We start from the raw sequence: 23,941 nt of genomic DNA on the forward strand, positions 1-23,941 counted from the left end.
TCCTTACCAGCGCTTGGTTTTGCAATTGTGGGTGTGAACGTGGCCGCCCTTTTCGATATCGGCGATGATCTTGCCGATGTCCTCGCCGTATTTGATCGCCGTGTCGCCGTCCTTCAGGTCCTTCAGCGCGATCTTGTGACCGATCGGCACATCCGCGCCGGCAGTCAACCGGAACGTGGAATTGTCATGGGTGACGCAGCACAGCATATCCGTGCCGGCACTCAAGCCTTCCACAACAACAACACCGACATTGTCGGCATGCTCGTGGACAAGCAAATGCGGTATCTCTGACATCATTTAGCTCCTCAAGAGACTGGAAACATGAAGGGCATGTATAATAAGTCTTATATAAGAGTCAATGTAGATGTTTCGTCAAGCTCCAGCCCATGTTAACTTGCGCGCATGACTGAAAAGCGCGCGCAGCCAAAACTCTATCAAACCGTGTTTGACGCCATCATCGAGCGTATTGTATCCGGCGATTATGGTCCTGGTTCGATGCTGCCGAGCGAATTTGATCTTGCGGCTGAACTTGGGGTCAGCCAGGGAACGGCGCGCAAGGCTCTAATCGAGCTGGAGCGAAAAGGCGTCATCGAACGCCGGCAAGGTAAAGGATCATTTGTCACCCAACGGACGCCGGAAAGTTCCCTCTTCCACTTTTTCCGCCTGCGCGATGCGGATGGCCAGCAGGTTGTTCCGGAGCTGTCGGCAGAAACCGTACGTCGGCGGAAATCGACTGCAGCCGAACAAAGGCAGCTTTTTGGAAACCCGGCTCAGGTTTTTGAAATTGAACGCACCAGGGGTTGGCACGGTAAGCCGCTGTGTCAAGAAGTGAGTGTCGTGCCAGTGGATTTGTTTCCTGGATTGGCAGAGCGGGCGCCTTTGCCCAATACCCTTTATGTGCTGTTTCAGCAGGCCTATGCCTGCGCTGTTATCGCAGCAGAAGATGATCTCAAAGCTGGGCTGCTTGGCGCGAAGCTGGCTGAGGTGTTTCATCTGCCTGCTGAAACGCCGGTTCTTTTTGGGCAGCGGCGCAGCTACGATTTGCTTGATCGTGTCGTAGAACTTCGTGCCAGCGTCTATCTGACCACGAATGCCAGTTATGCCGTCCGCATGGACTAGAAAGCTGTGCAAATTTTTTCGTACAAGTTTTCGTTTTTTTCGTATTCTCTCTTTTAATGACGTTTTTGGGGAGAGTAATGAAGAAGGCGACCAATTCGCAGACGCGCCAATCGGAGATCTTGCAGCATCTGAAGCATGTGGGCAGCGCCACGGTCGATGAGCTGGCGGAGCTCTTCCGTGCAACGCCACAAACGATCCGCAAAGACCTGACAACACTCTCTGAAGCCAATCAGATTTCGCGTTTTCACGGTGGTGCGGCGCTGCTGGCGGGGACCGTATACACCGGTTTCGAGGCGCGGCGCGAAATAGCTCGGGCGGAAAAGGAAAGCATCGGCAAAAGCCTGGCATCCCGGATCCCGGACAATTGTTCGATCATCCTGAACGCAGGGACGACAACGGAAGCGGTGATCCCGCATCTTGAGCACCATTATGGGCTGAAGGTCGTTACAGATTCGGTGCATCTCGCAGATAAATTACGGCATTTCACCGGGCTTGAGGTGATGATCCCTGCTGGTGTCATTCGAGGGGCGGACGGTGTCGTTCTTGGTGAAAGCGCCGTGGAATTTATTCGGCAGTTCCGGGCTGATTTTGCTCTGGTGGGCACTGCTGCAATCGCCGCGGACGGGGCGTTGCTTGATTATGATCTTCGGGAAGCCTCGGTCACACGTGCCATCATCGCAGCTGCACGCCATGTGTTTTTGGCGGCCGATTGCCGGAAGTTTGGCCATGGCGCGCCGGTGTGTTTCGGTCACTTGGAGCAAATCGATACCCTGATTACGGATGCAGGCGCCGGCAAACCGTTCCTTGAAGCTTGCGCGAAGAATGGCGTTGAAGTGGTGATCGCTGATCAGAGGGAGGAGGCCGGTGCCGAATTAGCTTGACAAAATTTTCGTTTTGATTTGTAAAACGAAAATAACGAAAAATGATATGATCCGGTAATGCGATATGAAATGCGCTTTGGGAGGAGCGGATGCAATCAAAACCTGGATACCTATTGGCCGTTCTGGCGCCGCTTTCCTTTTTCAATTCGCATTTGTTGCGGGTTGGTCGTGGTGTTGGGGTTGTTGCGGTTGCTTTGATGGTGGTTGCGATCCTGATCCAGGTTGTGTTCCGCTATGGGTTCAACAATGCGCTGCCCTGGCCCGATGAGGCGGCGCGGTTCTGCATGTTGTGGATGACCGGCCTGATGGCGCCGACGGCGCTGCGGCGGGGCGGATTTGTCGCCATCGATACCCTGGTGATCATGCTGCCCAGGCAGCTGGCAAGCGCCTTGTCCCTGGTGCTGTTGTTTGTCTCGCTTGCCGTTCTCGTTGTTGCCGTTCAGATCGGCTATGCGGAAGTCACCGGTTTTGGCGGCAAATTTGCCACCGCCTCGCTCTATGTGCCCAGCAATTTGAGCTTGAGTGAGTGGATGCGGGTGCCGCGCAGCTGGATGATGCTGTCGCTGCTGGTTGGCGTGGTGCTGCTTATCCTGGTGAATGTGGAACTGATCCTGCGTTCCCTGATCGGCTTGTTCGGCGGTGAAGATCAGCTGCCCCGCATTCCCGATGCAGATATGGCGGGGGCAGACTGATGCTGATCTGGTTCCTGCCTGTCTTTCTTGTGTTCCTGATGATCGGCCTGCCGGTGTTCTTCGGCCTTCTGGCCGCTCCGGGGCTGTTGTTGTGGCTGAACGGTCAGGAGCGCGACATCACGCTTTTGTACCGCAATGTCTATAACGGCATGGATAGCTTCCCGCTGATGGCGATCCCGTTCTTCATGCTGGCCGGAGAATTGATGAACAAGGGCGGCATTACGATGCGCCTGGTGGAGTTCTCTCAGGCCTTGATGGGGCATCTGCGCGGCGGCCTTGCCCATGTCAACATCCTGTCGTCGATGCTGTTTGCCGGTCTCTCCGGTTCGGCGGTCGCCGACACGTCTGCGCTCGGCTCCATGCTGATCCCGGCGATGGAAAAACAGGGGTACACCCGCCGCTTTGCCGCCGCCATCACCGCGGCCTCCTCCGTCATTGGCCCGATCATTCCGCCGTCCGGCATCATGATCATCTATGCCTATGTCATGGGCGAGAGTGTTGCCGCGCTGTTCCTGGCCGGCATTGTGCCCGGCGTCATGGTCGGTGTTGGCCTGATGCTGATGGTCAAGGTCATGGCCGACAAATACGACTTTCCGGTTGCCTCCAGAAAGTCGACCTGGCGCGAGCGCGGCCGGGCGTCCCTAAAAGCCTTCTTTCCGCTGATGACCCCGGTGATCATTCTGGGCGGCATTCTGGCCGGCGTCTTCACGCCGACAGAAGCCGCGGCCGTCGCCGTGGCCTATGCGCTGGTGATTGGTCTGTTTGTGCTTCGAACCTTGAAGCCTCATGAGATCCCGGGTGTCTTGAACCGGGCCGGCATCACCTCGGCCGTGGTTCTGCTTTTGGTTGGCGCGGCGATGGCCTTCAAGACCGTGGTCAGCTTGAGCCATGCGCCGGAGATCATGGCGGACTTTGTGCTCAGCCTGACCGACAACCCGCTGATCTTGTTGTTCTTAATCAACCTGCTTTTGTTTGTGGTCGGTATGTTTTTGGACGCCGGACCGGCGATCATCATCCTGGGGCCGATCCTGGGGCCGATCTTCACCTCAATGGGGGTCGATTCCATCCACTTTGCCATCATCATGAGCGTCAACCTGACCATCGGTCTGGCGACGCCGCCGATGGGGCTGGTTCTGTTTGTTGCGGCCTCTGTCTCCAAAGAGCGGGTGGAGACGATTGCCAAGGCCATTCTGCCGTTTCTGGCGGTGGAGATCGCGGTGATCTTTTTGATCACCTACATTCCGGCACTGTCCATGACGATCCCGCGTCTGACCGGATTTGCCAACTGATCTGAGCTCAAAAGGGAGGAACCTCATGCTCAAATCTGCCCTGAAATCCCTAACGGTCGCGGCGATGCTCGCCGGCTCCGCCTTGAGTGCGGCGGCTGCCGACTACACGCTGCGCGCCACCGCCAACTCCAATGAAAACGATGAAGACTACGACGGTCTTGTGGTGTTCAAGAACTTCGTGGAAGCAGCCTCCAACGGCGCCATCGAAGTGGAGCTCTACATCGGCACGCAGCTGTGCTCGAACGGTGCGGAGTGCCTGCAAGGGGTCGCGGGCGGCGCGATCGACATCTACATCTCCACCTCCGGCGGGGCGTCCGGCATCTTCCCGTATGTCCAGGTGCTCGACCTGCCCTACATGATGAGCGATGACCGCATTGCCGAGCATGTTCTGAGCGGGGACTTCACCCGCACCATGCGCACCATGGCGCTGGAAGATTCAGACAACACCATCCGCTTGATGACCATCGGCAACACCGGTGGCTGGCGCAACTTTGCCAACACCAAACGCCGCGTGGCCGCCCCGGCCGACATGGAAGGCCTCAAGATCCGCACGGTTGTCGCCGACCTGCCGCAGGAGCTGGTGAAAGCCCTGGGTGCGTCGCCCACCCCGATCCCGTGGCCGGAGCTGTTCACCTCCTTCCAGACCGGCGTTGTGGAGGGCTCCAAGAACGGCATCACCGACATCATGGGCATGAAGTTCCCGGATGCCGGCCTGCAGTATGTCACCCTCGACGGTCATGCCTACATGGGCGCGCTGTGGTGGATGAGCAACGAAAAGTTCCTGTCCTTGCCGGAAGACATGCGCCGGGTGGTGGTTGACGGCTTTTATGCCCTGCAGCAGGCAACCTTCGCCTCACCGAAGCGCAAGTCGATCAAGGCCTATGAAGACTTTGTCGCCGGAGGCGGCGATCTTTATGTGCCGACCCCGGCCGAAAAAGCGGCCTTCAAGGAAGCGGCAACCCCGGTCTATGCCTGGTTTAAGGAAAACGTCGGCCGCGGCGGCGAAATCTTCGGCGCCCTCGAAGAGGCCGTCAAAGCCGCAGAAACCGACATCAATGCAGCCAGAAATGCTGACCTGAACTAGAAACTCAACAACAGGACCCCAGGGCAGATCTTTCTGCCCTGGGGCCGCGAACACCCCTTACCGCGACATGTTTGTCTTGAATTTCAATCCATGGGAGGCTCCCGCTTCCGGTCTTGGGCCGTGCGTGAGCTTCCCAGTGGCCTCTATGGTGTTGTCATGACCCGTGTCCTGTGCATCGGCTCCGCTGTGGTCGATTTCACGTTCACCTTCGACCAGTTGCCGGATCGGGCTGAGAAGTATGTGGCACGCTCTGCTGAAGTGGTCGGCGGAGGTATTGCCGCGAACGCTGCCATTGCCGTGGCCCGATTGGGCGGGACTGCCTTGCTCGGGGCGCAACTTGGCGACGATACCATCGGCGAGACGATCCTTTCCGGGCTCCGTGCGGAAAACGTTGATGTTTCGCTCGTCAGTCGGGCTGCAGGTGGCCGCTCGTCCTATTCCTCTGTTTACATCGACGCGCAAGGCGAGCGCCAGATCGTCAATTTCCGCGGCGAGGGCCTCCATCTGGATGGCAACTCCTTTGAGGGCGCGGCAGATATTAATGCGGTTTTGGTCGACACCCGGCTGCCGGAAGCCGCGCTTGCCGGTTTGCAACTGGCGCGATCACACGGCATTCCGGGAATTCTGGACGGTGAAGCGCCGGTCGATTCCCGCCTGATCGCTGAGGCCAGCCATGTGGCCTTTTCCCGGCAGGGACTTGAAGCCGTGATGCCGGGGCGTGATCCAGATGAAGCTCTAGACGAGATCGCAGTACGTCATAACAACTGGGTTTGCATGACTGACGGTGCGAACGGCGTTCGTCACAAGACGCCCGGCGGCATCGCGCATACTCCCGCTTTTCAAGTGACAGCTATCGATACCTTGGGCGCCGGCGATGTCTGGCATGGCGCCTTTGCGCTCGCGCTTGGTGAAAATCAGACCGTTGAAGATGCGGTCCGCTTTGCCAGTGCTGCTGCAGCGCTCAAATGCACCTGGCCCGGCGGCCGGAATGGAACCCCTGATCGCACTGCGGTCACCCAATTTCTAAAGGAGAACTCCCAATGACGCTTTCCCCAGGCAAACAGTGGAGTATGCGCCGGATGGCCGATGCCAACGGTATTTTCAAAATGACCGCTGTCGATCAGCGTCCACCGATCAAGGGCCCGATTGCGGCACATTTGGGCGTCGAAACCGCGCCGTGGGAGGAGGTCGCCCGGTTCAAGGCGCTGCTGGTTGAAACCCTGCAAGACCAGTCGACAGCTATGCTGCTCGATCCGCATTACGCCATTCCGAAAGCGATCGATACATTGTCTCCGGCAAAGGGGCTGATCGTCACGTTGGAAGACAGCCTGTTCACGGAAACACCGGACGGGCGGTTGAGCTCGAATATCGACGACTGGTCGGTTGAAAAAATTAAACGCATGGGCGGCGATGCGGTCAAGGTGCTGGCCTGGTATCGGCCCGATGCTGGTGAAAGTGTTTGCGCGGCGCAGCAGGATTACGTCAAAAAGATCGGTGAAGACTGTGCCCGCTATGACATTCCGTTCCTGTTTGAATTGCTTGTCTATCCGCTCGCGGCCGATGCGCATCAGACCACGGACTACATCGAAATGAAGGGCAAGAAGGCGGACGATGTTCTGGCCTCTGTCGAAGAATTCGCCAAGCCGGATTATGGTGTTGACGTTTTCAAACTGGAAAGCCCGGTCAATGCCAAGGACGCGGACGGGTCTGCGGAAGTCCAGGCTGTGTTTGATGAAATGGGCCGTCTGGCCGGACGTCCTTGGGTGATGCTGTCGGCAGGCGCAGGCAAAGCCGAATTCCGCAATGTATTGGACCATGCGTTTGCAGCTGGTGCTTCCGGGTTCCTGGCTGGCCGGGCAATCTGGCTTGAGGCGTTTCAGGCTTATCCGGATTGGGACAAAATCCGTTCGGCGCTTGAAACCGATGCCAGCGCTTATCTCGCCGACATCTCCGCTCTCGCTGATGCCAAAGCAGCTCCTTGGTCCAGCCATTCTTGTTATGGTCCGGAGCGAGCCGCATTCCAGCCGGCCGATGCAAGTTTCCGGCATGGCTATGCGGGTTTTGGAGAGTAACTATGAAACTTGGTTTGCTGCCCCTTGGGCGTCCAACCTTTGATGTGCCGTTTGCGGAGAGCAAACTGGCGGCCATGTTGTCAGCCGTTGACGCTTGCGGACATGAGGTGGTGGGGGCGCGGACGCTGTTGTTCGATGAAGCTGCCACCCTTGCTGCGATCGAGAACCTGAAACAAGAGAATGTCGATCAGGTTCTGATCCTACAGGTGACCTTCACCGATGCGAGCATGGCTGTTGCGGCTGCAAATGCGTTTTCTCAGCCGCTGTCCATATGGGCAGTGCCGGAGCCGCGGGAAGGTGGCCGCTTGCGGTTGAATGCCTTTTGCGGTCTCAATCTGGCTGCTCATGCGCTCGGGCTGAATGACCGGGCCTTCTCGTGGCTTTATGCGGACCCGGATGGGAGCATCGCTCCTGATCTTGCTGCTCTGCTGTCCGGGGAACGCCCCGCTGGGAAGCTTGGTGCGGGTGCTGTGCCGAGCACGGACTCCGAAGGTGAAGCCGTGGCTGCGGCCTTGAAAGGCCGGCGGATCGCCCGGATTGGCGAACACCCGGAAGGATTTGATACCTGCGCATACGACCCCAAGAGGATTGATCAGCTCGCGGGTGTTGCGGTCGAAGCACTGGAGTTGGAAACCCTGTTCGACACGGCCCGCCAGGCCGAGGCGGCCGATGTCGCGGAGCTGCGCCAAAAACTCGACAGCCAAGTGTCCAATGCGGATGATGTCGACAAAGATCAACTCGACCGGTCTTTGCGCTTGAAACTGGGCCTCGACAGCATTCGCAATTCTGGCGAATTCGATGCGTTTGCGATCCGGTGCTGGCCGGAAACCTTCACAGAATATGGCGGCGCGGTTTGTGGACCTGCAGCGATGATGGGGGAGGCAAAAGTGCCCTGCGCCTGCGAAGCAGATGTTTATGGGGCTTTGACCCAACTGCTTTTGATGGAAGCAGCACAAGCGCCGGTTTTTCTGACAGATCTCGTGGACGTTGATTGTGAAGACGGCACCGCTGTGGTCTGGCACTGTGGCCAGGCGCCGCTGTCGATGTGTGATCCGGCGGTTAAAGCGACCGCAACCGTTCACACAAATCGCAAGCAGCCGCTGCTTTATCAATTTCCGTTGAAACCGGGTGAGGTGACCCTTGTCCGGGTCAGCCAGTCGTTCAACGAGCCGAAGCTGGTGTTGTCATATGGCGAAATGCTCGCCCGTCCGGCAGCTTATACCGGCACGTCGGGTGTTCTGCGGTTTGACCGGCCGGCCTCCGATGTTCTGGCTGATCTGATTGCTTCCGGATTGGAACACCACATGGCTCTTGCTTATGGCGACCACCGGCAAACGCTCCGGGCTGCGGCAGGGGCGCTTGATTTGCCCCTTCTTGAGATTTGACAACAAAACCACCGCTGCGGGCTGGCCTGTCTGGAGAGGATAGGCCAGGAGCCCATCCGCTATCTCAGTTTTCTCAATGGTTGCCGGAAATCTGCGTTCGCGGAGCCGGCCCCAATGATCTGGGCAGCTTTATTGAAAGGTTAGGAAATGGACGTGTTTGGCGAGATGCCTGACGGGATACCCGTCAAGCGCATTTCACTTGAAGGTGGCGGTCTGACTGCTTCGTTCCTAACCTACGGCACAGTTCTTCAAGACCTCAGGTTGGAAGGTCATGCCAAGCCGCTGGTGTTGGGGTTCGAGACGTTTGATCCCTATCTGACCAAATCCCCCTATTTTGGGGCAACTGCGGGCCGGTATGCCAACCGGATCCGTGATGGCCACCTTGAGATCGACGGCAATACCTATCAGTTGGACCGGAATTTTCTGGGCAAACATGCGCTTCATGGCGGTGCGGTCAGTATGGGAAAGCGCCTGTGGCACCTGGAGGACAGCTCTAAGAATGCCGCCGTATTTGCCATTGACCTTGCAGATGGCGAGATGGGGTTTCCGGGAAAACTCAAGGCCAAGGCCAGGTTTTCGCTTCTGGAAGGTGGTGTACTGGATGTCGTTTATTCAGCAACGACCGATGCACCGACGTTGTGCAATCTGGCCCATCACAGCTACTTCAATCTCGGCAGTGACACGGTTCTCGAACATCAGCTGCAAATCAACGCTGGCTATTATCTGCCGGTCAATGAAGAGCTGATCCCGACAGGAGAGATTGCTCCGGTTGAAGGAACACCCTTCGACTTCCGCAAGCCGGCGCCAGTTGCACAAGGCGGACCTTCTGGAACCTTCGATCACAATTTCTGTATCAGCCCTGATCACCTGCAACTGCGTGATGTTGCGGTCCTTCGTAATCCGTCCTCTGGGGTAACCATGCGATGCAGAACCACTGAGCCGGGTCTTCAAATCTATGACGGCGCCCGGATTGATATCGATGAGCCGGGTCTTGGCGGCATGAAAATGGGCGCGCATGCAGGTATCGCCCTGGAGCCGCAAATTTGGCCGGATGCGCCGCATCACCCTGACTTTCCATCTGCCTTGCTGCGCCCCGGCGAAACATACCGGCAGCATAGCCAATATATTTTCGAACTGGATAGACCATGAGCGACTACAAGACTTACCTCTGCGAAGACAACCTGATTGGTGGCGTCTGGACCGGTGCAGATGACGGCGCCAGGATCGCGGTGACCAATCCAGCAACCGGCGATGTCATCGGACATATCCCCAAATGCGGCCGGGTCGAAACGGACCGTGCTATCGCGGCGGCTGCGAAAGCCTTCGACAGCTTTGGGCGGAGCGATCTGAGCCAACGGGTGAAGCTGCTGCAAGATCTGCACGATGCACTGATGGACAATCAGGAAGCGCTCGCCCAATTGCTGACCGCTGAGCAAGGGAAACCTTTGTTTGAATCTCGCGGAGAGATCGCCATTGGCGCAGCATATATCCGCTGGTTCGCAGAGGAAATTCGGCGCGCCAAAGGGGAAATCGTGCCGGCGCCTGGCAGTGACCGCAGGCTGTTTGTCACCCGCCACCCTGTCGGTGTTGTTGCGGCAATCACACCGTGGAACTTCCCGTCGTCCATGTTGGCACGCAAGCTCGGGCCAGCTTTGGCTGCGGGCTGCACGGTTGTTGCCAAGCCCGCGACGAACACACCGTATTCGGGTCTTGCCTGGGGTAAGCTTGCCGAAGAGGTTGGCTATCCGGCCGGTGTTTTGAATATCGTAACAGGTGGAGCAAGGGATATTGGCGGGGCGATAATGGACAGCCCGCTGGTGCGCAAAGTGACCTTTACCGGATCAACCGAGGTGGGGCGGACACTCATCCGGCAATCCGCCGACACCGTCAAAAAAGTATCCATGGAGCTTGGCGGCAATGCACCGTTTATCGTGTTCGACGATGCGGACATTGATGCGGCCATCGAAGGTGCCATGATCGCCAAGTACCGCAACATGGGACAGACCTGCGTTTGCACCAACCGGTTCTACGTTCAAGCCGGTGTTCATGACGCGTTTGTCGAAAAATTGCGAGCCGCAACCGCGGATCTCAAAGTCGGTGAGGGAATAGAACCGGGGACCATGCAAGGGCCGTTGATCGATGACGCCGCGGTCGCCAAGGTGGAAGACCTGATTGCGGATGCTGTTGGCAAAGGCGGGCAGGTGGTTGAAGGCGGTGGGCGCCATGCGCTTGGCGGCACATATTTTCAGCCAACCGTCATCACCGGAGCAACAGCCGATATGGCTTTTGCAACCGAAGAAATCTTTGGTCCGCTCTCGGCCGTATTTAAGTTCGAAACCGAAGAAGAGGCCATCTCGGCGGCCAACGCAACGGAGTTTGGGCTTGCTGCCTATGCCTACACCAAAGACCTGGCCCGTATCTTCCGCCTGAACGAGGGTCTGCAATACGGGCTGATCGGTATCAACGCTGGCTTGATCACCACCGTTGAAGCGCCTTTCGGCGGTTTGAAACAAAGCGGAATGGGCAAAGAGGGCGGAACTCAGGGGCTCGATGATTACCTGGAGAGCAAATACATGTGTGTCGCAGGTCTTTGACCCGCGGCACCGCGTTATGTCTGGTCAAATGATTTAACAGTCCGACCTACTAGTTGGGATCTGATCTGCTTTCCATTTCGCGGATCAGATCCCGGGCTTCATCGCCTTCCGGGATTGGGCGGCCACTGTCACGCCATTCAATCGCCGCTTTGAAACCCTCAGTCTGGGCGTACCGGCGGAACCACATGCCTTCCGGATTGTGCCGGGTGATCCCGTCAAAGACGGTAGCAGACATTTGCGCCTGTTCCAGGCCCATGGTCAGCATAATCTGATTGACGACCAGCTTGTGCATGGCGAGGTGACTTGCCGGTACTCCAGAAATACGCTTGGCGAGTTGCAACGTTGTCTCGTCGAGATCTTCTGCCGGACATGACATATTCGCCAAACCCCAATCGGCGGCGGTTTTGCCCGTTATCATATCGCCAGTGAACATCAGTTGTTTGGCCCGGGCCGGGCCCAGCCGGTAAGTCCACATGGCTGTCGTGGGGCAGCCCCAAACCCGGGTCGGCATATATCCGATACGGGCATCGTCGGCCATAACCAGCAAGTCACAACACAGGGCAATGTCGCTTCCCCCGGCAACGGCAGCACCGTGAACCTTTGCGATTGTTGGTTTCCGGGACCGCCACAAGGCCATGAAGTCCTCAGTGTTGCGTTTCATGACAGCGTAGTCGACCATCGGGTCCCAAGGGTTGCTTTCCTGCTGACAAGGATGATCTGCGTCATTTTCGGCATAAAACGTTAGGTCATAGCCGCCGCAAAACCCCTTTCCTGCGCCTTCAACGATGATGGCGTGAATATCTTTGCTGTCTTCGGCCCATTCAACGGCCGCACGGATTTCACGGGGCGTGTTGTCGGTGATTGCATTGAAGCGCTCCGGCCGGTTCAACAGCAACCGGGCAATGCGCGGTTCGTCGTCCAAAGGGTCAATCCGAAGCGTTGAGTATTCCGGCATGGTGTCCTCCATCGGCATCAGCAGATGGGGTCACAATCGCAAGATTGTTAAAAACAGTCAATGCTGACTGTTTTAATTGCATTGATTGACGGATGGCCGCCGCTGGGTTGGGAGCTGCTTATTTGGTCTCAGATTTCAGCAGATTTTTGACGGTTTCGATCCAGTCTTCAATCAACCGGTTCCGCAAGCGTGGGTCGTTGCGAAGCAAGGTTGATACCGCCAGCCCACGCACGAATTCGATGGTCAAGAAGATGACTTTTTGGCCGCCGGGTTGGTCCGGAAGTTCGCCGAAGAGTTTCGCCAGCACCCTGTCGTGATCCTCGACGGCGTCCTTCTCGGCGGCGCGCAATGCTTTTCTGAGTGTTGGGTCCGACCTTGATGCCACCCAAAGTTCAAGCTCAGCGCCGAATGAGGGATGGGCATAGGCATTGGCCAAGATCCAAATGGGTTTTGCGATCGGGTCGGTAAGATGTTCAAGTTTTGCCGCCTCGGTCCAGACCGCCTGCTCGTTCAAAGTGACCAACTCATTGACGGTCTTCGACAACAAGTCAGCGTGGGTCGGAAAATGGTGGAGCAATGCGCCTCGGCTGACCGCGGCCTGTTTTTGAACTTCCAGCGTTGTTGTCTTTGAAAGACCGTGTTCGATCAGGACCCCGACAGCGGCTTTTAGGATGCGGGCACGTGTTGCATCGCTTTTTGTTTTTTGGGCGGACTTTCGCGGCGGGGTGGATGTCTCACTGGAGGGTTCGATGTCTCTGACCTTTCATCTGTCCCGCCAAAAAGGTGCGGGATCCCGTATCAGTCGGATCATACGACCGGACAATCGGTGAGTGGAAGGGATGAGAGGAACATTTCCCACTACACTGCTCCCACTACACTGCGCTGGCTGAAACAGCTTCTCATGTGCCAGCCTTGGTGTTTCCAAGACCTCGAAAGTCAGAAAATTTGCCTGAAAAAGCAATGCCATCTTTACAGAGGCGTTTGCAAGGCGTTTAAATTTCTCTGAGCCAGCTACGTTGGACCTGATGGGAGGGGAACTGGACGTGCAAGCCACCGATACGACGAACCCGGAATACTTCCACAAAGTCGTCGACTGCCAATATGCCTGCCCGGCGCATACGCCCGTGCCAGCCTATATCCGCCTAATAGCCCAGCAAAAGTATACAGACGCCTATCTGATCAATTGGGAAAGCAATGTCTTTCCTGGTGTGCTGGGCCGTACCTGTGACCGGCCTTGTGAACCTGCATGCCGGCGCGGTCGCGTTGAAGAAGAGCCCGTTGCGATCTGCCGTTTGAAGCGGGTAGCGGCGGACTTCAAAGACGAAGTTGCTAGTATGCTTCCAAAAGCAGGTCCGCCCAATGGCAAAAAGATCGCGCTGATTGGCGGGGGACCTGCGTCGCTAACTGTGGCCCGCGATTTGGCTCCACTTGGCTACGAGCTGCATCTCTACGACGAACAGGCCAAAGGCGGCGGCTTCATGCGCAGCCAGATCCCTTCGTTCCGATTGCCGGAAAGCGTGCTCGACGAAGAGATCGGTTATGTTCTCGATATGGGCATCAAGACCGTTTTCAACACCTATGTTGACAGCATGGCGGAGATGCTGACCAAGGGATATGACGCGATCTTCGTTGGGTCCGGAGCGCCGCGTGGGCGTGATCTGCCCAAGCTGCCCGGCCGCAAAGAAGCTGATGCAAATATCCATATCGGAATTAACTGGCTGGCCAATGTCGCTTTTGAACACACCAAGCAAATTGGCAAGCGCGTCATTGTGCTCGGTGGCGGGAACACCGCCATGGACTGTTGCCGGACGTCGCGCCGGCTGGGCGGGGAAGACGTGAAGGTCATCGTTCGCAGCCCGTTTGCGGATATGAAAGCATCGCCTTGGGAGAAAGAAGACGCCGTTCACGAAGGTATTCCGATCATCGACAATCACGTTCCGCGTGAGTTTGTAATCGAAGATGGCAAACTTGTCGGCATGACGTTCGACAAGGTCGAAGCGGTCTACAGTGATGATGGAAAACGTGAGCTGGTGCCGACCGGTGAGGAGCCGGAGTTTTTCCCTTGCGATGATGTGCTGATTGCGATTGGCCAGGAAAACGCATTCCCCTGGATCGAAAAGGAAACGGGCATCCGGTTCACTAGCTGGGGAACACCGATCATCAACGATGACGAGACGTTCCAATCCACCCGCAAGGAAGTGTTTTTTGGCGGGGATTCGGCCTTTGGCCCCTCGAACATCATCACGGCCGTTGCGCACGGTCACAAAGCGGCGGTGTCTATCGACCTTTACTGCCAAGGAAAGGATCTTTCCAAACGGCCGCCGCCGAATGTCACCTTGGTGGGTCAGAAGATGGGCATCCACGAATGGAGTTACGATTCCATTCCCATCACCGACGAACGCAAGACCGTCCCGCTGGAGGATCTCAAAAAGTCCCTGAGCGACAGGTTGGTTGAGGTCGAACTGGGCTTTGATCCTGAAACTGCCTTTATTGAAGCGGAACGCTGCCTGAATTGTGATGCGCAAACGGTCTTTACAGATGTCAATTGCATCGAGTGCGATGCGTGCACGGATGTATGCCCGACAAGCTGCATAACTTTCACGCAAAACGCTCCGGAAGGGGAACTGCGGAACAAGCTTCTGGTTCCAGCCGAGAACACAGATCAGGACCTGTTTGTCTCAGGCACGCTGCCTACAGGGCGAGTGCTGGTCAAAGATGAGGATGTTTGCCTGCACTGCGGTTTGTGCGCGGAACGCTGCCCAACGGCGGCCTGGGACATGCAGATGTTCTTCTACAACATGGCAAAAGCGGCGCCCAACCTGGTGGACTTCAAATGAAACAGATCAAAGGCGTCAACGATTTTGTGGTGAAATTCGCCAATGTGAATGGCACAGGATCGGCATCTGCCAACCATATGTTCGCAAAAGCGATTTTTCGGATGGGCATTCCGGTAAGCCCGCGTAACATCTTTCCATCGAACATTCAGGGCCTGCCGACCTGGTATGAGGTGCGGGTGAGCTCCAAGGGGTATCTCGGCCGGCGCGGCGGTGTAGACCTTATGCTCTGCGTGAACCCGCAAACGATGGAAGACGATGTTGCCAGCGTCGAGCCCGGTGGGTACTTCGTCTACGATTCCACCCGGCCATTGGCTCCGCATCTTAAGCGGGACGACATCAGCTATTTCGGTATTCCGCTGACGGCCATGTGCATGCGCGAATTCGAAGTTGCGCGGTTGCAGCAGCTCTTAAAGAACGTGGTCTATGTCGGCGCACTTGCGGCACTGCTGGATGTCGATTTTAAGATCTTAAAGGATCTGCTGCATGACCAGTTCAAGGGCAAGGAAAAGCTTGTCTCCCCGAACGTACATGCGCTTGAGATGGGCTATCAGTTTGCCCAGGAGAATTTCACCTGTCCGTTGCCGATCCGGCTGGAGCGGGGGGTTAGCGATGCACCGCATATCCGTGAAAGCCAGCACATTTTGATGAACGGCAATACGGCGGCTGCCCTTGGTGCCATCTATGGCGGGGCCACCGTCGCGGCTTGGTATCCGATCACTCCGTCGACATCCGTGGTCGACGCCTTTGCAAAATACGCTGAACGCATGCGGATCGATGCCGGAACGGGCAAACGAAATTTCGCGATCTTGCAGGCGGAAGATGAACTTGCGGCTATGGGGATTGTCGTTGGTGCTAGCTGGAATGGCGCGCGGGCATTCACCGCCACATCTGGCCCGGGCCTTTCCTTAATGAGTGAGTTTTTGGGGCTGGCATATTTTGCGGAAGTACCGGTTGTCTTGATCGACGTACAACGATCCGGGCCATCGACCGGCATGCCGACGCGAAGCCAGCAATCGGACATTCTTGCTGCTGCTTACGCCAGCCACGGCGACACGAAACACATTCTTTTGTTCCCGGCGACGCCGCAGGAATGTTTTGAAATGACAGTGCAGGCCTTTGATCTGGCCGAGCAGCTGCAAACCCCGGTCATTGTCATGTCAGACCTTGATCTTGGCATGAACGACTGGATGTCGCCGCCACTTGAATGGGACGACAGCTACGAGATGAAGCGCGGCAAGGTTCTGGACGCCGCTGCTTTGGACGAGGCGGAGGTCTGGGGCCGTTATCTTGATGTCGATGGCGATGGCATTTGTTACCGGACGCTGCCAGGGACGCATCCGGACAAGGGCGCCTTCTTCACCCGGGGGTCGTCAAAGAATGACATGGCGATCTATTCCGAAAAGGGCGAAGACTACGTCAAGAATGTGGACAGGCTGGTCCGCAAATTCGAGACCGCCAAAACCTATGTTCCCGCACCCAAGGTTCACGATCCAATTCCGGTGAAGAAACCGAAGACCAAGAAGAAACTCGGTGCTCTGTTCTTTGGCACTTCGGCGTCACCGTCCTATGAAGCAGTCGAAATCCTTGCGAGTGAAGGCTACCCCATTGATGTCATGCGCATCCGGGCTTTCCCGTTTCATAAAGACCTCGATGCATTCGTGCATGAGCACGATATCGTTTTTGTGATCGAGCAAAACCGCGATGGTCAAATGCGCCAGCTGATCATGAATGAGTGCCATATCGCACCAGACAAATTGACATCGGTTCTCAACTACTCCGGGACACCGATCACAGCCCGCACGATTGCCGGCCAAATCCGAAAAGCGCTGAATGTCGCCAGCGCCGACGTTGTCAAGCTGCATCCGGAGACCGCCTGATGTCTTACTATAAGCCGAAATTTCAACACCCGAAACTGCCCAAAAACGAGCTGGGCTACACGGTTGCCGATTATGACGGCGCGGTCTCAACGCTTTGCGCGGGGTGTGGACATGACAGCATTTCCGCTGCCGTCCGCAACGCCTGTTATCTCTCGGCCATTCCCCCGCACCGCATCGCGAAACTGTCCGGTATCGGTTGTTCGTCGAAGATGCCCACCTACTTTCTGGGGCGCAGCCACGGATTCAATTCCGTGCACGGACGCATGCCGTCTGTTGCCACAGGGGCGAGCGTCGCCAATCGGGACCTTATTTATCTTGGCGTTTCAGGCGACGGTGACACGGCGTCGATCGGGATGGGCCAATTCGTCCACCTGATCCGGCGCAATGTGAATATGACTTATATTGTGGCCAACAACGGCTGTTATGGCCTGACCAAGGGCCAGACCAGTGCCACCTCGGATCTCGGATCGATCGGCAAATACGGCGGCGAAAATCCGTTTGAAGGCATTGATCTGGCCAGTCTCGCTGTGTTGCAAGGCGCCAGTTTCGTGGGGCGCAGTTTTTCCGGTGACAAGGAGCAGCTGGAGCCGTTGATCCGCGCGGCAATGGCCCATAGAGGCTTTGCGTTTATTGACGTTGTGTCGCCCTGTGTGACCTTTGCCAACAATGCCGGGTCGACTAAAAGTTATGCCGCAACCCGTGAGAACCTGGATGCGATGCCGGTTGATTTTGTACCCATGCGTGAAGAGATCCGAACCCAATACAAAGAAGGATCAAGCCAGACGGTGACACTGCACGACGGCTCGAACATCCAATTGCACAAGGCCAGCAGCAAATACAAAGCCGACAGCCGGGACGACGCGCTGATGGCACTCCAGGAGGCCAATCGCAATGGGAAAGTCCTGACCGGACTTTTCTACCTCGACCCGAATGCGCAGGACCTCAATCACACTCTGGCACTCGCCGACAAACCGTTGAACAGTTTGAGCACGGATGAGCTTTGCCCCGGTAGCCGCGTTCTCAATAGTATCAATGAAGGGCTACGGTAACTGGCAATTTGCCGGAAACGGAGCGCTACACTATCGCCGAAATTTGAGAAGGGGGAGGAAACTGCCTCTTTCTTTTTGCCGAGTTGGTCGAGCAGACAGACCGTAAGCCCGTTTTCGAACTGCGTTTATGGTTTGACCGTGAATTGAAAATTCTGACCGATATCCGTTCGAATTCCTCAAATATTACAAATGGATAGATTTCTCTGATCTCCCTTAGGTTAAGCGCGGCGTTGTATCTGTGCGTGAAATAAATTTCACTAATAGAAATAAATACCAAATCCTGTTGACCATCGTTTGACGTGCGCCTTATCAATTCCTTGTCCGGGATAAAAACCGGTTCATGAAATTTCTTGCAATGCTGCTTTGGGTTTGAAAAGCTGTACTGCAAGATGAGGAGGAGTTGCTCTAGGGAGGAAACTATGGGCGCTTTGAAATTGAAGGCTTTACTGGTGTCTGCAGCGCTGTCGACGGCCGTATTGTCTGCAACACCAGCGACTGCAAACGGACTGAAATGCGAGCCGGGTGAGACCTACATCATGAATGTTATGGTCTCTGGTCATCCATACTGGGTGCCTGTCTATCAGGGGTTCAAGCAGGCGGCCGAAGCCTTTGGCTGCGAGACAATCTTTTCAGGTACACCGGACTACGACATAACCAAGCAAATCGCGTCCTTTGAACAGGATATGGTGAAACAACCGGCCGGTATTCTGGTTCACCCAATGCAATCCGATCCGTTCATCGAGCCGATCAACCGGGCGATCGACAGCGGAACGCAAATCGTCACATTTGCGGCTGACTCTCCGAAATCCAACCGCACGGCCTACATCACGTCCGACAATCTGGCTGAAGCCAAATTCGCTGCTGAGGAAATTGTCAAGCAGATCGGCGACAGCGCGGAATATGCCGTTTTGGAAAATCCGGGCCAGTCCAATCACGATCTTCGGGTGACTGCGCTGATTTCCTATATGGAAGACAACTACCCGAACATGAAACTGGTTGGCCGTCAGGCAACGAACCAGGACAGCAACGCGGCTTACCGTGCGACCGGTTCAATCCTTCAGGCGAACCCGAACCTCGGCGCTTTGTGGATCCCTGAAGCCGGGTCCGCAGAAGGGGCTGTGGCTGCGGTTCTGGAAGCGGAAGCCAAAGTCCTGATCATGCACGCTGATGTGACACCGACCACGTTGGAACACATTAAGGCGGGCAACATCCACATGGCCTTGAACCCGAACCAGGGCATGCAAGGTTTCATGGGCTTTATGGCAACTTTCCTGGCCTCGCACTCTGATGTGTTCGATCCCTTCAACGACTACAAGGTCTCCGGCTACAATCCGGTTCAGATCCCCTATGTCGATAATGGGTTCGCTGTCATTACCAAGGACAATGCCGACAGTTTTGACCTGAACACATACATGGAAGGCCGCGATCCGAGCTGATCCTGGTCCGGGGCTTAGTGCGCCCCAAACTCCTGGGTTGTCTGTCAACAAGTGGCGGATAGACAACCCACTTTCCCAAAAAAATACCTTCGTTTAGCAGAGTGTTTCAGTCATGCGCGATGACGTGATCCTGAAAATCTCAAACTTGAGCAAATCGTTCGGACCGATCCGTGCACTTAGGGGCGTTGATTTCGAACTCCGCAAAGGCGAGATCCACGCGATTGCTGGTGAAAACGGTGCCGGGAAATCCACGCTGATGAATGTGATCGACGGCATCCTGCAACCCGATGATGGCGACATCATCTTTGACGGCGCGCGCGTGAAAATCGGATCACCGGCTGTGGCGCAGAAGCTGGGAATTGGTTTTGTTCATCAGGAGATCGCGCTCTGTCCGGATGTCTCGGTTGCTGAAAATATTTTCATGGCAACCACCAATGTCAGCCGTTCGTTCCTGATGGATTATGCAGCGCTTGAAAAGAAAGCTGCTGCTGTTCTTGGTCAGCTGAGCGACATCAACCCGGCAACCCTTGTACGCAACCTGTCGATCTCCCATCAGCAGCTGGTTGAGATCGCAAAGGCGCTGACATTGGACTGCCGGATCCTGATCCTGGACGAACCGACGGCCGCATTGACGGAAAAAGAAGCTCAGATCCTGTTTAAGATCATGCGGCGGCTTGCAGATCAGGGTATTTCCATCATCTACATCTCGCATCGCATGGTCGAAATATTCGACAACTGCGACCGGGTTTCCGTCTATCGGGACGGCAGCTACATCACCACACAGAATGTTGCCGATATCCAGCCGAGTGACGTGGTCAATGCCATGGTCGGCCGGGTTATTGATGACCTTTATCCGAAAAAACAGACGGATACCGAAAAGTCTGGCGAGATCATTCTCGACGTTCGGCACCTAAATGAGCGGACGCGGTTCCAGGATGTGTCCTTTCAACTTGAGAAGGGCGAAATCCTCGGCATTGCCGGCCTGATCGGCGCCGGGCGCAGCGAGATCGTCAAGGGCATCTGTAAGCTGGAGGGGGAGGTCACGGGTGAAGTCGTCCTCAACGGCAAGACACTCGACCTGACCTGTTATCGCGACAGCATATCTGAAGGAATTGTCTATCTTTCGGAAGACCGGAAAGGCGATGGCGTCTTTCTCGATATGTCGATCGCCTCCAACATTTCGGCCCTTAAGCCGGAACAGGTGGCGAGTGGATTTGGATTGATCCAGAAACATAAAGAAGAAGAGCAGGCCCAAGATCTGGGCGATCGGCTCAATCTGAAATGTGGAACGCTGTCTGATCCCGTTTCTTCGCTATCTGGTGGCAACCAGCAAAAAGTTGCGATTGCCAAGATGCTGTCGGTCAATCCGAAGCTCATCTTTCTTGATGAGCCGACCCGCGGTGTTGACGTCGGGGCCAAGGCTGAGATCCACCGCATCTTGCGCAATCTGGCGCGCAGCGGTGTTGGGATCGTCGTGATCTCGTCGGAGCTGCCCGAACTGATCGGCGTATGCGACCGGGTTCTGGTCGTTCGGGAGGGACGGATCAGCGGTGAAGTTACCGGCGATCAAATGACAGAAGAAAACATCATGCACCTCGCATCGGTCGGCGATGCCGAGGCAACGATACACTAAGGGTGGGATTAAAATGGAAGACGCAGTCTCCCTGACCGACACACCGGACACTAAGAAGGCGGAAGCCTCGTTCATCCGCCGTATTCTACGCATGCGCGAAACCGGCCTGATCGCGATCATCCTGTTGTTGTTTATCGTGATGTCCTTTGCATCACCCTACTTTTTGACCTGGGTGAACATGCGCGCGATGGTCATGGCATTCGCCGTGGAAGGCATAGTTGTCGTCGGAATGACCATTTTGTTGATTTCGGGCGGCATTGACCTGTCGGTGGGATCTGTCACGGCGCTGGCCATGGTGATTGCGGGCTGGCTGTTCTTGAACGGCGTTGACCCTTGGGTGGCCTCGGCGATCTCGATCGCGGCCTGTACTGCAATCGGCGCATTCATGGGTTTTTTCACCACGCGGATTGGGTTGCATCATTTCATTGTTTCGCTTGGGGTGATGGTGATCGCCCGGGGTGCATGTCTGTTGGGAACGGGCGGCCGTCCGCTGGGCCTTTACACCTTGCCGCCGGAGTTCAAATTCATCGGCCAAGGCTCGATTGGTCCGATCCCGGTTGTCATCATTCTGTTCATCGTCGTGGTTGTAGCCTTCGATTTCATGCTGCGCCGGACAACCATGTTCCGGAAGGTGTTTTATACCGGCAGCAACGAGAAGGCCGCGGCTTACTCCGGGATCCGGACCAAGAAAGTGGTGTTCCTGACGACGACATTGTGTTCAGCACTGTGCGGCTTTGCCGGGATCATCTACATGGCACGTTTTGGATCAGCCCAGCCGACTTTCGGCATCGGCATGGAACTGAACGTCATTGCGGCAGCTGTCATTGGCGGCGCCAGTCTCTCAGGCGGATCGGGCACGATTTTTGGTGCGATCCTGGGCGCTGTCCTTCTATCGGTGGTCTCCAGTTCACTCGCGCTCCTGGATGTCTCGGTCTACTGGCAGGACATTATTCGCGGATCGATCCTGCTCGCAGCGGTATCCATCGACCATTACCTTGTCAAAAAACGCGCCTGATACGGCCTTGAAGAAAAAGGGTTTCCTGATGGCAGACAAGAAAAACGACATAGAGCTGATGCGTCAGATGCACACTGTTTTGGTGCTGCATTTCCTGGAAGGCAGGAAACAATCTGAAATTGCTGAAACGCTCAACTTGTCGACATCCAAGGTCAACCGGCTGATCACGCAAGGCCGGAAGATGGGCATGGTGAAGATCGATATCGAAAATCCGTTCCAGCGGCTGACCGATCTTGAAGCGCTTCTTGAAGAGCAAGTTCCCTTGAACCGGGCGCTTGTGACGTCAGCGGTTCCAGGCAGTCCGGACACGACCTTGAAACAGGTTGGGCTCGCTGCCGCCAATCATCTCATCGAGACCATCCGGGATGGGGATGTGATCGCAATATCTGGCGGTAAGGCGGTGAGTGCCGTCGTCCAGAACATAGAGACCGATCGCAAGTTTGACGTTACCGTCGTTCCGCTAACCGGCGGGGTCCAGGGGAAGTTCTACACGGACGTTAATCATCTGGCGACACAATTGGCTGACCGGCTTGGCGGCGAGGCCATTCTTGTTCATGCACCCCTCTTCGCCGAGAGCCGGGAACAGCGGGACATGCTGATGGACGTGGCATCTATCAAACAGGCTTTCGAAACGGCCCGGCAGGCGAACGTTGCGTTGGTCGGAGTTGGCTCGATCCAGACACCGGGCTCCAGTTATTACGATCTGCATCCCATGCCGGAAAGTGACCGCAAGATGCTGGTGGGCACCGGGATCACGGCCGAGTTTCTCGCGCATTTAATGCGTCCGGACGGAACCGTTGCCGACTACGCTTTGAACTCACGGCTTGTTGCTTTGAAGCCGGAGGAATTGCGGCAATGCAAACGGGTGATCGGGGTGGCATCAGGCGCTGAGAAGGTGATGCCGATCCGGGCAATCCTGAACGGCCATCACATGGACTCACTTATTTTGGACGAAGACACTGCCAGCGAAGTTCTGGCGGCAACGGAAGGTGCTCAAAATGTTGCATGACATGCTGACACGAACAATCGGTCACTCGGGCATTGAGGCGTCTGCTGTCGGCCTGGGGACATGGGCCATCGGTGGCTGGATGTGGGGCGGGACTGACGAAAACCGGTCTGTTGACGCCATCCGCGCATCGATCGACGAAGGTGTCACGCTAATCGACACTGCGCCTGCTTATGGTCAGGGGCTGGCAGAAGAAATCGTCGGCAAGGCTTTGGTGGGACGCCGCGACAAGGTGGTCCTCGCGACAAAATGCGGCTTGGTCTGGCATACCCAGAAGGGAAGTCATTTCTTCGACTATGACGGTAAGCCGGTGCACCGGTATCTTGGCAAGGACGCCATCGTCTATGAGATTGAACAAAGTCTGAAGCGTCTCGGAACTGATTACATCGATCATTACATCACGCATTGGCAGGACTCGACCACCCTGATTGACGAGACTATGGAAGCCCTTGAGTTGCTCAAGTCCCAGGGCAAGATCCGCTCCATCGGAGCAAGCAACACATCAGTTGATGACCTGAATGCCTATATCCAAGCCGGTCAGCTTGATGCTGTTCAAGAAGAATACAGCATGGTGAAACGGGATATTGAAACGACCCACGTTCCGACGTGCCTGGACAAAGGCGTTTCGGTTCTGAGTTACTCGTCGTTGGCACTTGGGCTTTTGACCGGAAAAATCGGACCAGACCGCACTTTCAGTGGGGACGATCAGCGCAAAGACAATCCTCGTTTCTCGATAGAAAACCGTCAGAAGGTGGCTCTCTTGATGGAAACCATCTCGCCAATTGCCGAGGCGCATGAGGCCAGCAAGGCCCAAGTCGTGATTGCCTGGACCTTGCAGCAACCGGGTATCACTTTTTCATTATGCGGAGCCCGCGACCCCGGCCAGGCAGTAGAAAACGCCAAAGCGGGTAGGCTTCGTTTGTCACAATCAGATCTGGATGCCATCAGCGCCGCAGCACAAACGCATTTGACCCAACTCGCCGCCTGATCCAACCACACCAGGTGCACAACAAAATC

21 protein-coding genes are annotated in these 23,941 nt (G+C 56.1%); 18 read left to right on the plus strand and 3 right to left on the minus strand.

Annotation, left to right across the window (positions count from 1 at the left end; translation table 11 throughout):
• Positions 1–3 precede the first annotated feature (3 nt).
• A complete protein-coding gene (locus tag FJ695_RS09915; RefSeq protein ID WP_141188662.1) occupies positions 4–294 on the minus strand; it encodes a UxaA family hydrolase in 291 nt (96 codons plus the stop codon).
• Positions 295–402: 108 nt separating this feature from the next.
• Here FJ695_RS09915 and FJ695_RS09920 point away from each other — a divergent pair, with 108 nt between their 5' ends.
• From FJ695_RS09920 to FJ695_RS09965, 10 genes are all read left to right on the plus strand, one after another.
• A complete protein-coding gene (locus tag FJ695_RS09920) occupies positions 403–1,119 on the plus strand; it encodes a GntR family transcriptional regulator (RefSeq protein ID WP_141185295.1) in 717 nt (238 codons plus the stop codon).
• A gap of 77 nt (positions 1,120–1,196) precedes the next feature.
• A complete protein-coding gene (locus FJ695_RS09925; RefSeq protein WP_141185296.1) occupies positions 1,197–2,000 on the plus strand; it encodes a DeoR/GlpR family DNA-binding transcription regulator in 804 nt (267 codons plus the stop codon).
• Between the two features lie 89 nt (positions 2,001–2,089).
• Entirely contained in the window at positions 2,090–2,692 is a 603-nt protein-coding gene (locus FJ695_RS09930; protein WP_141185297.1) for a TRAP transporter small permease, read from the plus strand.
• The gene (locus FJ695_RS09935; RefSeq protein ID WP_141185298.1) at positions 2,692–3,981 is read left to right on the plus strand and encodes a TRAP transporter large permease; all 1,290 of its coding nucleotides are present in this window, start codon (positions 2,692–2,694) and stop codon (positions 3,979–3,981) included. The genes FJ695_RS09930 and FJ695_RS09935 overlap by 1 nt, the downstream gene beginning before the upstream one ends.
• Before the next feature lie 25 nt (positions 3,982–4,006).
• Complete coding sequence (gene dctP / locus FJ695_RS09940; RefSeq protein WP_141185299.1) at positions 4,007–5,065, plus strand: TRAP transporter substrate-binding protein DctP; 1,059 nt, start codon at positions 4,007–4,009, stop codon at positions 5,063–5,065.
• 120 nt (positions 5,066–5,185) lie between these two features.
• On the plus strand, positions 5,186–6,109 hold the full coding sequence (locus FJ695_RS09945) for a PfkB family carbohydrate kinase (protein WP_247653816.1): 924 nt from the start codon (positions 5,186–5,188) through the stop codon (positions 6,107–6,109).
• Positions 6,106–7,137 (plus strand): tagatose 1,6-diphosphate aldolase, encoded by a 1,032-nt coding sequence (locus FJ695_RS09950; RefSeq protein ID WP_141185300.1) that lies wholly within the window; start codon positions 6,106–6,108, stop codon positions 7,135–7,137. The genes FJ695_RS09945 and FJ695_RS09950 overlap by 4 nt, the downstream gene beginning before the upstream one ends.
• 2 nt (positions 7,138–7,139) lie before the next feature.
• Positions 7,140–8,522, plus strand: coding sequence for an L-fucose/L-arabinose isomerase family protein (locus FJ695_RS09955; protein ID WP_141185301.1), 1,383 nt, complete (start codon positions 7,140–7,142; stop codon positions 8,520–8,522).
• 147 nt (positions 8,523–8,669) lie between these two features.
• The gene (locus FJ695_RS09960) at positions 8,670–9,671 is read left to right on the plus strand and encodes an aldose epimerase family protein (RefSeq protein WP_141185302.1); all 1,002 of its coding nucleotides are present in this window, start codon (positions 8,670–8,672) and stop codon (positions 9,669–9,671) included.
• Positions 9,668–11,116, plus strand: coding sequence for an NAD-dependent succinate-semialdehyde dehydrogenase (locus FJ695_RS09965; RefSeq protein WP_141185303.1), 1,449 nt, complete (start codon positions 9,668–9,670; stop codon positions 11,114–11,116). Before FJ695_RS09960 ends, FJ695_RS09965 begins: the two co-directional genes overlap by 4 nt.
• Positions 11,117–11,165: 49 nt before the next feature.
• On the opposite strand, the gene FJ695_RS09970 is transcribed toward FJ695_RS09965, so the two are convergent.
• Both FJ695_RS09970 and FJ695_RS09975 read right to left on the minus strand, forming a co-directional pair.
• Complete coding sequence (locus FJ695_RS09970) at positions 11,166–12,071, minus strand: crotonase/enoyl-CoA hydratase family protein (RefSeq protein ID WP_141185304.1); 906 nt, start codon at positions 12,069–12,071, stop codon at positions 11,166–11,168.
• A gap of 118 nt (positions 12,072–12,189) precedes the next feature.
• Positions 12,190–12,744, minus strand: a complete 555-nt coding sequence (locus tag FJ695_RS09975) for a TetR/AcrR family transcriptional regulator (protein ID WP_141185305.1) — start codon at positions 12,742–12,744, stop codon at positions 12,190–12,192.
• Positions 12,745–13,114: 370 nt separating this feature from the next.
• On the opposite strand from FJ695_RS09975, the gene FJ695_RS09980 reads away from it, so the two are divergent.
• The 8 genes from FJ695_RS09980 to FJ695_RS10015 all read left to right on the plus strand — a co-directional run bounded on the left by FJ695_RS09980 (position 13,115) and on the right by FJ695_RS10015 (position 23,912).
• Positions 13,115–14,908 (plus strand): FAD-dependent oxidoreductase, encoded by a 1,794-nt coding sequence (locus FJ695_RS09980; RefSeq protein ID WP_141185306.1) that lies wholly within the window; start codon positions 13,115–13,117, stop codon positions 14,906–14,908.
• Positions 14,905–16,785: a 2-oxoacid:acceptor oxidoreductase subunit alpha gene (locus tag FJ695_RS09985; RefSeq protein WP_141185307.1), complete on the plus strand. Its 1,881-nt coding sequence runs from the start codon at positions 14,905–14,907 to the stop codon at positions 16,783–16,785. The genes FJ695_RS09980 and FJ695_RS09985 overlap by 4 nt, the downstream gene beginning before the upstream one ends.
• Positions 16,785–17,834, plus strand: coding sequence for a 2-oxoacid:ferredoxin oxidoreductase subunit beta (locus FJ695_RS09990; protein ID WP_141185308.1), 1,050 nt, complete (start codon positions 16,785–16,787; stop codon positions 17,832–17,834). The genes FJ695_RS09985 and FJ695_RS09990 overlap by 1 nt, the downstream gene beginning before the upstream one ends.
• 419 nt (positions 17,835–18,253) lie before the next feature.
• Entirely contained in the window at positions 18,254–19,270 is a 1,017-nt protein-coding gene (locus FJ695_RS09995) for a substrate-binding domain-containing protein (RefSeq protein ID WP_141185309.1), read from the plus strand.
• A 112-nt stretch (positions 19,271–19,382) separates the two neighbouring features.
• The gene (locus tag FJ695_RS10000) at positions 19,383–20,903 is read left to right on the plus strand and encodes a sugar ABC transporter ATP-binding protein (protein WP_141185310.1); all 1,521 of its coding nucleotides are present in this window, start codon (positions 19,383–19,385) and stop codon (positions 20,901–20,903) included.
• Between the two features lie 91 nt (positions 20,904–20,994).
• Positions 20,995–21,918 carry an ABC transporter permease gene (locus tag FJ695_RS10005; protein WP_247653859.1) on the plus strand — a complete coding sequence of 308 codons (924 nt, stop codon included), beginning with the start codon at positions 20,995–20,997 and terminating at the stop codon, positions 21,916–21,918.
• Positions 21,919–21,946: 28 nt separating this feature from the next.
• Complete coding sequence (locus tag FJ695_RS10010) at positions 21,947–22,927, plus strand: sugar-binding transcriptional regulator (RefSeq protein WP_141185312.1); 981 nt, start codon at positions 21,947–21,949, stop codon at positions 22,925–22,927.
• Positions 22,917–23,912, plus strand: coding sequence for an aldo/keto reductase (locus FJ695_RS10015; RefSeq protein ID WP_141185313.1), 996 nt, complete (start codon positions 22,917–22,919; stop codon positions 23,910–23,912). Before FJ695_RS10010 ends, FJ695_RS10015 begins: the two co-directional genes overlap by 11 nt.
• Positions 23,913–23,941: the final 29 nt, after the last annotated feature.

The sequence above is a fragment of the Labrenzia sp. PHM005 genome, from assembly GCF_006517275.1.
Classification (GTDB): Bacteria; Pseudomonadota; Alphaproteobacteria; order Rhizobiales; family Stappiaceae; genus Roseibium.